General features: G+C 69.1%; 9 protein-coding genes. All 9 read right to left on the minus strand.

What is annotated here, in order from left to right; all coding sequences use genetic code 11:
• Positions 1 to 214: 214 nt before the first annotated feature.
• Entirely contained in the window at positions 215 to 2,197 is a 1,983-nt protein-coding gene (locus B7X32_RS13945) for a primary-amine oxidase (protein ID WP_292720748.1), read from the minus strand.
• A gap of 63 nt (positions 2,198 to 2,260) precedes the next feature.
• Complete coding sequence (locus B7X32_RS13950; protein WP_292720731.1) at positions 2,261 to 3,775, minus strand: APC family permease; 1,515 nt, start codon at positions 3,773 to 3,775, stop codon at positions 2,261 to 2,263.
• A 176-nt stretch (positions 3,776 to 3,951) separates the two neighbouring features.
• Positions 3,952 to 4,155, minus strand: coding sequence for an AsnC family protein (locus tag B7X32_RS13955; RefSeq protein WP_292720733.1), 204 nt, complete (start codon positions 4,153 to 4,155; stop codon positions 3,952 to 3,954).
• A 67-nt stretch (positions 4,156 to 4,222) separates the two neighbouring features.
• Positions 4,223 to 5,683, minus strand: a complete 1,461-nt coding sequence (locus tag B7X32_RS13960; RefSeq protein ID WP_292720735.1) for an MFS transporter — start codon at positions 5,681 to 5,683, stop codon at positions 4,223 to 4,225.
• Between the two features lie 144 nt (positions 5,684 to 5,827).
• Entirely contained in the window at positions 5,828 to 6,877 is a 1,050-nt protein-coding gene (locus tag B7X32_RS13965) for a hypothetical protein (RefSeq protein WP_292720738.1), read from the minus strand.
• Entirely contained in the window at positions 6,852 to 7,430 is a 579-nt protein-coding gene (locus tag B7X32_RS13970; RefSeq protein WP_292720740.1) for a sigma-70 family RNA polymerase sigma factor, read from the minus strand. Before B7X32_RS13970 ends, B7X32_RS13965 begins: the two co-directional genes overlap by 26 nt.
• Positions 7,431 to 7,441: 11 nt before the next feature.
• Complete coding sequence (locus B7X32_RS13975; protein WP_292720742.1) at positions 7,442 to 8,470, minus strand: hypothetical protein; 1,029 nt, start codon at positions 8,468 to 8,470, stop codon at positions 7,442 to 7,444.
• A gap of 163 nt (positions 8,471 to 8,633) precedes the next feature.
• Positions 8,634 to 8,996 carry a Fe-S protein gene (locus tag B7X32_RS13980; RefSeq protein ID WP_292720745.1) on the minus strand — a complete coding sequence of 121 codons (363 nt, stop codon included), beginning with the start codon at positions 8,994 to 8,996 and terminating at the stop codon, positions 8,634 to 8,636.
• A gap of 68 nt (positions 8,997 to 9,064) precedes the next feature.
• Positions 9,065 to 10,268, minus strand: a 1,204-nt coding sequence (locus tag B7X32_RS13985) for an HNH endonuclease signature motif containing protein (protein WP_292720746.1), incomplete at its 5' end; no start/stop codon positions are given.

The following is a 10,268-nucleotide window of genomic DNA, read 5'->3' on the forward strand; positions in this document are numbered from 1 at the left end:
TTTGAACCAGGTGGCGGAGACGCCGCTCACCTACGACGGCGGCCGGCTGCGCGCCGTTCCGATCGCGGACGAGGTCCAGCCGCTCGAGGTCTGCTTCGCACGGGTGAGCGACGTGCGCGCGACGGCGCGGACGAGGGTCGTGGCGACCCTCGCCCGCGAGCTGTTCGGGAGCGCGTGACGCGGGCGATGGCGAAGCGCCCGCGGCGCCTTCGTCTCAGCAGTGGCATTCACCGTCCGGACAGTGCGCGCAGGCGTGCCCGGTCGGTGCCGGCGGCACGTCGAGCGCCGGATTCCGGTCGAAGAAGCCGGTGGGCTTGAGCGTGAACCCCGTGTAGTCGACGGGCATGATCGGCCAGTCCTCGGTGCGCGGATAGTGCGTCAGACCGAAACTGTGCCAGAGGACGATGTCCTCGCCGTCGATGCCGCGGTCGGCCTTCTGGAACTCCGGCAGCCCCGGGGATCCGATGCTCTGGTTCACGAAGTCGCCGGCGGGGTAGCGCTCGCCCTCCGCGAAGCGGGTCACCCACAGATGCTCGGTCGCGAAGGCGGCGCGGCGACTGATCGATGAGTCCTCCGCGGCGGCGAGCGTCGGCTGCCCCTCGGGGAACAGCGTGTAGGCGACGGGCTCGCCGACGTGGTTGCGCTTCTCGGTGTTCACGACCTCCCAGACCCGGCCGACCGCGCCCTCGCCGCGGCGACGGCCCTCCGTCTCGGATCCCAGCACTCGGCGGGAGCGGGTGAAGGCGTTGCCGTGCGGGTTCCCCGGCCCGATCGGCACGCGCTGCAGATCGAGCTCGTGCACCGCGTTGCGGTCGCCGTCGACGGCCATGTCCAGTCGTGCGCAGAACAGGTGCTGGTGGAACGGGGCGGCGAGACCGGGTGCGATCTGCGACGCATACGGATAGCCGGCGCCGGGGTAGCGGGCGGTGAACACGATGCCCGTGGCCTTGGCCTCGAACTGGATCGTGCCGTCGAGGTAGAAGTACCAGTAGAAGCCATAGTCGTAGTTGCCCACCGTGGTGAAGAAGCTCACCACCAGTCGTCGCTGGCGGCGGCTGGAGCGATGGCCCGCCCACTCGTCCGTGTGCTTCCAGAGCAGGCCGAAGTCCTCCTCGTGGATGCAGATCCCCTGCGGGATCTCCCGCGGATTGCCGAAGTCGTCGGCGACCACGGGGGAGAGGTACGTGATGTCGCCGAGGCAGTCGCAGCCGAGCTCGAGCGAGTTCGCGTCCCGTCCCACGAGGTATTCGCCGGTGTCGAAGTAGTTCTGCCAGGAGCGGTACGGAGCCGGATCCCCGTAGGGGACGACCATCTCGGCGATCGAGGCGCGTTCGATGATCGACCGGCGGGTGCCGCGGTCCTCGAACCCGATCTGCCCGAGGATCAGGCCTTCGCGTGCGTCGAAGCCGACGTGCAGATCCCACTTCTGCCAGCGCAGCACGTTGCCGTCGAGGGTGAAGCTCGGTCCTTCGGGCTGCACGATGTGCAGCGGCTTGAGGTCCTCGCGCAGCGGACCGGTGAGCTCGGGGCTCTCGAAGTTGCCGTCCGTGAGCGGATCGTCGCTCGGGCCGTCGTCGATGATCCGCACCACTCTGCGCTCGATCATGTCCACGAACGCGACCAGCTGGTCGACCGGGTGCCCCCAGGCGTAGTCGGCGGGATCCTTCTGCACGAAGGCGAGGCCGCGCAGCAACCGCCGGCCCTCCTCGCCCTCATAGTCGAAGATGCCTGCCGACAGCGGAGCCACCCGCACCTGTGCGGGTTCGAGCCCGCGGCTGCCGAGGGCCGCCCTCCATCCTTCGTCGGCCGCGAGGATCTCCTCGATCGCCGCGAACTCCTCCAGCAGCACGGGTGCCTGGCCGGCGAGGATCGGATCCACCTCGGTCACCGCGGTCGTGACGCCGGCGGTGACGTCCACCACGACGTCGACCGTCGTGTCGGTGGCGGTGTCGAGGAGGATCGCCCTGGCCTCCCGCGGCACGTCGGAGCCGGCGCGCAGTGCGGCCTTGGCGGGCTCCTTGAGCGAGAGGTAGGCGACCCGCACGGTCTCGCCGAGGCGTCCCTCGGCGAGGAGCACGTCGCGCGCGGCGGTGATCTCCGCGGCGCTCAGCGGGTCGAGCGGGTGCGGGAGCGCGCTCTCGCCGGCGGCCTGCGGGTCGGGCAGGGAGGGTGTGGTCGTCGTGGTGCTCACGAGGATCCCTTCGGTCGGGCCCGCCGGGGCGGACGGGGAGGAGGAGCGGCGGCGCTCCTGGCGGGGGTGTCAGTCGCCGGCGAGTTCCAGCTCGAGATCGAGGGCGCTGGGCCGTGCCACGGTGTCACGTCGCCGATTCCGCTCGAAGAGGTAGCCGCCGAGCGCGAGCAGGGCGATGACCACGAGGGTGCCGATCGTGAAGGTCTCGAACGTGCCGCGGTCCACGCCCCAGACGTCGTGGAAGTCGTAGGTCACGCCGAGCATCGTCTCGAGCGTTCCGGGGAAGACGGCCACCCAGGCGCCGAGCAGTACCCAGGCGTAGATCACGACGGTGCAGATCCACAGACCGGCGCGCCCGCCCGGGACGCGGAAGGGGCGGGGCACGTCCGGGTACTTCTTCCGCAGCACGATGATCGTCGGGAAGATCACGAGGTAGGACAGCAGCAGCGTGGAGATCGCGACCGTGAGCACGACGGTGAAGACGGCAGCGGTCCCGCCCTTCAGCAGCAGGGTCGCCGCGACGCAGAACACCGTGGCGATGATGCCGGAGAGCAGGTTCATCCGCAGCGGTGTGCCGAAGCGCGGCGAGAACTTCCCGAAATAGCGGAAGAAGGCGCCGTCCGCGCCGGCCGCGGCCTGCACGCGGTCCGACGCGATCATCCACGCGCTCGCCTGGGTCAGCACCACGAAGACGAACAGCACGGCGGCGACGAGCATGAGCGGCTCGGCCGCCGGTCCGTACACGGCGAACACCTCCTTGAAGGCGTCGAGCAGGCCGGTGGCGCCCTGCACCTTGTCGGAGGGGAGGACCGCGAGGATCGCGAAGATCGGCACGAGATAGCAGAGGATCGAGATGAGCCCGGAGGATGCGACCGCACGGGGGACGTCCTTCTGCGGGTCGCGCATCTCTTCGGCGGCGCCGTTGGGCGCTTCGAACCCGACGACCGCGAACAGGATCACGGGGGTCACTGCGAGGAAGCCGCCGAGCGTCGGGGAGAAGTCGCCTGCGGCGTAGCCGTGCACGCCGTTCTGCATCGCGTAGATGACGACGGTGACGACGAAGATCACGAGCAGGGCGACCTTGACGATGCCGCCCACCGCGACGATGTGCTTGCCGTACTGCAGGCCCACGATCGCCGTCGCGATCGCGATCCAGATGAAGGCGATCTTGAACAACAGGTCGATCGGGGATCCGTCCGGGAGCGGGGAGATGTACGCGTTCCACGTCGCGGCCGAGATGAACACGAGCGATCCGCCCATCCACAGCGGATTCGTGATCCAGTAGAACATCGTCGAGATGGAGGCCGCGAGCTTGCCGAAGGCCAGGCGCACCCAGACGAACGGCCCGCCCTCCTCGTGGAAGGCGCTGCCGAGTTCCGAGACGACGAAGGCGTAGGGCAGCAGGAAGGTGATGCCGATCACGAGCGTCCAGGTGAACGATTCCGCGCCTCCGCCGGCGGCGATCTGCGCGACCGTGTCGATCGAGATGATCGCTGCGATCGACAGGAAGATGATGTCGAGGCGCCCCAGAGTCTTGCGGAATGTCTGGGTGCGGATGTCGGATGTCTCGATCGAGATGCTCATCGGGGACTCCTCTGTCCTGGGTCGATGATCCCGAGCTGCCGACTCATCGGGCGAATGCGGCTTCGGGGGGATGAGAAGAGTCAAGCCCGCGCGGGGTGCTTCGCGCCAATAGCGAGATGCGCGCTACTGCATCAACAGAACTGATGCAGTGGGCGTCGTCGGACGCCCCGCCCCGATCACCGCCGCCCGAACCGCCGATGCGCGGCCTGGCGGGTGGTGCCCAGTGCGCTCGCGATCGCCTGCCAGGAGTAGCCGTTCGCGCGGGCGCGGCGCACCTGCACCTCCTCGGCGCGGGCGATGTCCCGCCGTGCGGCGACCAGCCGGTGCAGCTCTGCGAGCGGCTCGCCCTGGGGATCCGTCGCCTGTGCCGTCTTCATCATGAAAGCCTCCTCGTGTCAATGCTTGTTGACACGAGGAGGCTTGTCAATCGATGTTGACGGTTTCGATTCAGCTCCCGGCGGACACGCCGAGATCGTCCTCGTAGGCGTGGTCCTTGGTCTCGGGGATGAGGATCAGCGCGATGAGGGTGAGCACGGCCATCGCCGACAGATACAGACCCACGAGCCAGGGGGATCCGCCCGCCGTCTGCCAGAGCCACACCGCGATGAGCGGCGCCACCGCGGCGCCCAGGATCGACGACACGTTGTACGCGACCGCGGATCCCGTGTAGCGCACGTTGGTCGGGAACAGCTCGGGCAGCAGCGCGCCCATCGGGCCGAACGTGATGCCCATCAGCAGGAAGCCGAGGATCAGGAACGACTGGGTGAGCACCACCGCGAAGGGCTCGCCGGCGTGCTGCCCGAGGAACAGCGGGAAGGTGAAGCCGAACAGGATGATGGCGATCGTGGTCCAGATGAGCAGCTTGCGGCGGCCGATCCGGTCCGCCCAGGGGCCCGAGACGAGGGTGAAGACGCCGAAGAACACCACGCCGATGATCTGCATGACGACGAAGTCGGTGTAGCCGAAGCCCTGGCCGGGGTAGAACTGCGCGGCGAACGCCGCCTGGTCGAAGGCGGAGCCCTTGGCCTCGGCGGCCTTCTGCGCCGCCGCCGAGGCGATCTCGACCGACCACGGCTTGGTGCCGAAGGAGAGCGTGAAGTTCGTCATCAGGTAGAACAGCACGTAGGTCGCGAGCATCACGAACGTGCCCAGGATGAGGTGCTTCCAGTGGTGGCGGAACACGGTCGCGAGCGGCAGCTTGCGGATCGTTCCCTCGTCCTCGGCGCGCTTGAACGTCTCCGACTCGACGAGCTTGAGGCGCACCCAGAGGCCGATGATCACCATGACGGCCGAGAACAGGAACGGCACGCGCCAGCCCCAACTGAGGAACGCCTCCGACTTCAGCGTCGGATCGGACGCGTGCGGGAGCAGTGCGTTGATGGTGAGGAACAGGCCGTTCGCGATGATGAAGCCGAGAGGGGCGCCCAGCTGCGGGAAGGATCCGTACCAGGCGCGCTTGCCCTCCGGTGCGTTCTCGGTGGCGACGAGGGCGGCGCCCGACCACTCCCCGCCGAGCGCGAAGCCCTGGGCCAGTCGCAGGATCAGCAGCAGCAGCGCCGCCCACCAGTTGATCTGCTGGAAGGTCGGCAGGAGGCCGATCAGGAAGGTCGCGATGCCCATCGTGAGCAGGGAGGCGACGAGCGTGGCCTTGCGTCCGTAGCGATCGCCGAAGTGGCCGAAGACCATGGCGCCGATCGGGCGCGCGATCATCGCGGCGCCGAAGACGCCGAACGAGGCGAGCAGGGCGGTGGTGTCGTTGCCGGTGGGGAAGAACAGGATCGGGAAGACCAGCACCGCGGCGGTTGCGTAGACGTAGAAGTCGTAGAACTCGATCGTCGTGCCGATGAGACTCGCGAGGATCACCCGCGATCGGGGATTGGCGGGTGCGGTCACGGTGTCGGTACTCATGCGGTCCTCCGGTCGGTGCGTCGATCTGCGCTCGCCGGCCCTCAACCGCGCGACGGGCACCGGGGGAGTCTACGCCCGACGTTCAGCCGATCCACAGGTGGACACGCGGCCGTGGCGGAGTGTGACGCCACGACCGCATGTCCCTCAGCGCGACAGCCAGGCCTTGTACTCGATGACCGAGCCCGGGGCGACGTTCAGCTTCAGGGTCGACCCGCCCTGATAGATCGTGTCGGCGGCGATGATCTCGCGGGTTCCTGCATCGAGCACCACGGTCGCGGTGAACTGCGGTCGCTTCGCGGAGGCGATCTTCAGAGCGATCCCGGAGCGGCCGAGCCGATCGGTGACCGTGCCGAGCACGCTCACTCCGCCCGCATCGCGGAGCAGTTGCAACGCGGCGGCCTGCTGTGCGGGACTGAGAGCCCATTCGTCGCGGATCACGCTGATCGCACCCCACACCGTCATCGGGTCGGCGTCCGGCGGCAGATCGATGCGCTGGGCGATGTACGCGCGGAGCGCGGCGGGCTCCGCGGGCGGCTCGACGAAGTACTGGGCCGCGCTCTGCCGAGGCAGCTCGGCGGGTGAGCCGTCCTTCGGCGCTTCTGCGGCCGGCGCGACGATCTTCCCGTCCGACGTGACGGAGTAGGGGGAGCCCGCCTGGGACTCGAGGTGACCGGTGCCCTCGGCGTCCCACACCCACTTCTGCCAGACGGGTGTGATGACCGGATCCGGCTTCCCGTCGTCGCGGAGCGCCCACCGCACGACCTGCGCGTCGCGGGTCGGTGTGCGCGGCTGTGCGGTCTGCAAGGTCGCGATCGACGCGGCCAGGATCTCGTCCGCGGTCTGCGGGATCGGATGCGCGACGAGCACGGGCGGGGTCACGGCGTAGGCCGGGGCGGCGGTCATCGGACCGATCGCCAGAGCGACCGTGACGACGGCGGCCAGTGCCGGTGCGATCCACGCCGTGCGCAGGGCGATCCGGAGCGGGCGGGAGCTCCTCGCCGCACGGCGGATCGCGGCGATCCGGCCGAGGATCCGGCCTTCCGGCGACGATCGCACGGGCGAAGCCGAGGAAGGCGCGTCCATCATGCGGCGCAGCAGCGCCCAGTCCTCCGCGGTCGGAGCGGTGCCGGGTGGAGTCGAGGCCGGGTCGGCTTCGCGGACCAGCGTCTCAAGCAGATCGTCCGTCAGCGGCATAGGTCATCACCCCTTTCCCGGGTGGCGATGCAGATGGTCTCTTCGGTTCATCGGGAGCCTGTGGGGCTTGGCTCCCGGATCCGGCGGGTTCCTGCAGCATGGACCGCAGTCCCGCCCGTGCGCGGCTCAGTCGCTTCCAGGCGGCCGCGGTCCGGCAGCCCACGACTTCGGCGATCTCCTCGGCGCTCAGGCCGTCCCAGTAGTGCAGTTCGAGCACCTCGCGGTCGGCGGGGCGGAGCAGCGAGAGCGCGTGGCGCAGTTCGACGTGCGCGAGGTCGTCGGTCGGCCGGGCGGCCGACGCGAGGTCCCGCAGGCCTTCGCGCTCGCGATCACGCTTGCGGTAGGCGTCGCCGACGAGGTTGCGTGCAGTCTGCAGCAGCCAGGGGCGGCGGTACGGCTGTTCCGAATCGAAGCGCCGCCAGGCGATCTCGAAGCAGTCCATGGTGAGCTCCCTCGCATGCTCGCGGTCGTCGACGCGGCGCTCGATGTACCGGAGCACGGCGGTATGGTGTTCGGCGAAGAGCGCCTCGAAGGAGGCACGGCGTTCATCCATCGGGGTTCTCGTCAGTGCAGCGGCGGGTTCTCGGCGACGATCTGCCGCGCCTGGGCGGTGAGCGCCTCGATGTCGGCCTCCATGGCCTTGAGCTGGTCCGCGTGTTTCTGCACCACCCTGACCTGGGCGTCCCATTGTGCTTCGTAATACGCCTTCGTCCAGCCGCTGGAGTCGCGGCAAGTCGCGTCGGCGACGGCGAGCTCGATCTCCGCCGGTGTCGGCTTCCGCGGCCCGATCGTGTCGGGGTCGACCTCCGTGTCGCCATAGGTATGCATCGGCCCGTCCGTCGGCTGCGGGCGCATCGAGGGCGGGGGCGAATAGAATCCGAGTTCTACGCCCAGCTTCTCGGTGGGCATCCATTCTGCTTCGTCGCCAGCGGGCGCGGAGATCGAGACGTCGTAGCCGGCTGCGACGACGCACTTCTTCCACGCCGCGGAGGCCTTCTTCACCGTCGGATCCTGCGGGATCCGGTCCGCCCCCTCTGAAGACCAGCCGGCGATGAGGTTGTAGATGTCGCCGGCCTTGATCACATCGAAGGTCTTGCGGCTCTCCTCCCTGCAGGCGATCAGCGTCGTGTCGAGCCCGGGCGTCGACATCCCGATCCGGTTCAGCTTCACAGACGTCTGTGGATCGGGCGTGGGGCCCGGCATGTACATCGCGGTATAGCCGTACTGCTTGGCGATCTCGACGGTCAACGCGGGGAACGCCGACAAGTTCCTCGGGAAGGTGAGGTAACTCGCATCGTCGGTGGGTTCGACGGGAATCGGCCACGAGAAGCCTTCCTTGCTGAGACAGGTCTCCATGCGGCGGTTCTCGGCATAGTTCGACAGGTGTGCCAGCACTGCGGGCGAGAACTGGTCCATCGGCATCACCCAGTGCGCGATGTCCTTCTCCGGCATATCGGGCATGGCGCCCGTGGCATGCGCAGGCTTCGTCGCGTTGGCCGGCGGCGTGGCGCATCCGGCGATCGGGGTGACCAGGGCGGCCAGGGCGAGGGCGGTGATCATTCGGCGACGGCGCGTCGTCGGGATATGCGTCATGCGGTGACCTCTCTTCCGGAGCCTGTCGCGACTCTCACCCTCAAAGGTTGCGCGACGCGCCGGATCCTGACATCCGAGTTCCGAGACGACTCTCCGGACGAGAAACGCGGGATCCGAATGATCGGATCCCGCGTCTCATGAGAGCTCATCGAGCGGAGTGCGCTCAGTGCCAGAAGTAGCCGAGGACCGCGTTCAGCAGGGTGAGGACGCCGACGCTCCAGAACATGCCGGCCGGCACCTTGTCGCCACGCTTCTGGCGGGCCATGCCGATTCCGATCAGCGCGCCGATGATGACCAGCACCACGAGCTTCACGGTGATCTTGATGTAGAAGCTCATGCCGGGCGTCCAGGTGATGCCCCACGGCGCGGCGAGGGCGAGGCCCGCGAGGCCCGCGATCGCGAGGCCGATGTTCATGAGCTGCGTGAACTCGCGCTTGCCGCCGAAGGCCTGAGCCAGCCAGGCTCCGAACAGCGTGGCGAAGCCGAGCAGGTGGATGAACACGACGATGGCGCGGAGGGTCTCCATGGCCTCAGGCTATGCCCAGGACCGGGGGCCGCGCCAGGTAGGTGCGCCTCAGGCCGCGGGGTGCGCCGTCAGAACGGCGCCGGTCCGATGTCGGATCCGGGCGGTGGATCCGGGTCCTCGACCGTGAACGTGACAGGTGCGGGTGGCTTGTCGGTGTAGGTGGCCCCGGTGGGGCTGGTCCATTCCAGGACCCCGGCGCCGCGTTGTGTCACTTTCCAGGCGGTCTGGTGCTTCAGGACGTGGTGGCGTCGGCAGAGCCCGCCGAGGTTGCCCTCCTCGGTGGCGCCGCCGTAGGCGGCGTCGATGGTGTGGTCGAGGTCTTGGGTGCGGGGTGGGAGTCCGCAGGTCGGGAACCGGCACCGGGAATCTCTCGCGTGCAGGAGGCGGCGCAGGTCTGCGTTGGGCCGGTAGCGGTCGACGGCGAGGATCGCCCCGGTGACCGGGTGGGTGAGGACGCGTTCCCAGGCGGTGGCTCCGCCGGCGAGGGTGCGGGCGGTGTCGGTGTCGATGGGTTGCCCGCCCGCGAGCTCGCCGGGTTGTTCGGTGCGGACACCGAACATGGTGCCAGCCGTGGCCGCCGGCGACCCGGATCCATCGGCAGCATCGGCGCTGCCGTCGGCGGTGCCGGTCACTTCGGTGGCGTCCGCGGTGAGGAGGGTGAGCACGGGCACGGTGATCTCGACGCGTGCGTGGATCGCGCCGAGCAGCCCGGCCGCGGTGTCGTGCCCGGACGCGACCCCGGTGAGCAGGGTGTCCGCGCAGAGGTCGGCGCGCAGTTGATCCATGGTGCGGTGGTCGTTCGCATCGCCGAGCCCGTCCACCTCGGAGGATCCGGCTTCGTCTTTCGCAGCCTGCGCGTTTGCGACCGCGACGGCGCGTGCCTGTTGGGTGAGCCGGTCGTAGATCCCGTCGATGATCGCGGCGGGGTGGATCACCCCGAGCGCCTTCTGCCCGTCGCCGAGGTCTTCCCGCCACACCCGCCGGTCCGCTTGCGCGTCCCGGTGCCGGTCGGTGAGACTCCGCGGGGCGAGCCGTTCGGCGACCCGGTCGACGATCCGCTTCGCCCGGTGCGGGGTCTCCCCGGCGCATGCCTCGACCGCCAGGCTCTCGAACTCGGCCCGCACCGTGTCGTTGTCGAGGCGGGCGCCGGCGTCCTGGATCACGCGGACGTGGGCGGCGTTGATCCGCGCCTGCGTGAACGCCCGCATGACTTCCGGGAACTTCGTCATCAGATCCGCGGCCCGCGCCATCCGGCCCTGCACCACCCGATCC

It is taken from the genome of Microbacterium sp. 13-71-7, from assembly GCF_002257455.1.
Taxonomy (GTDB): Bacteria; Actinomycetota; Actinomycetes; order Actinomycetales; family Microbacteriaceae; genus Microbacterium.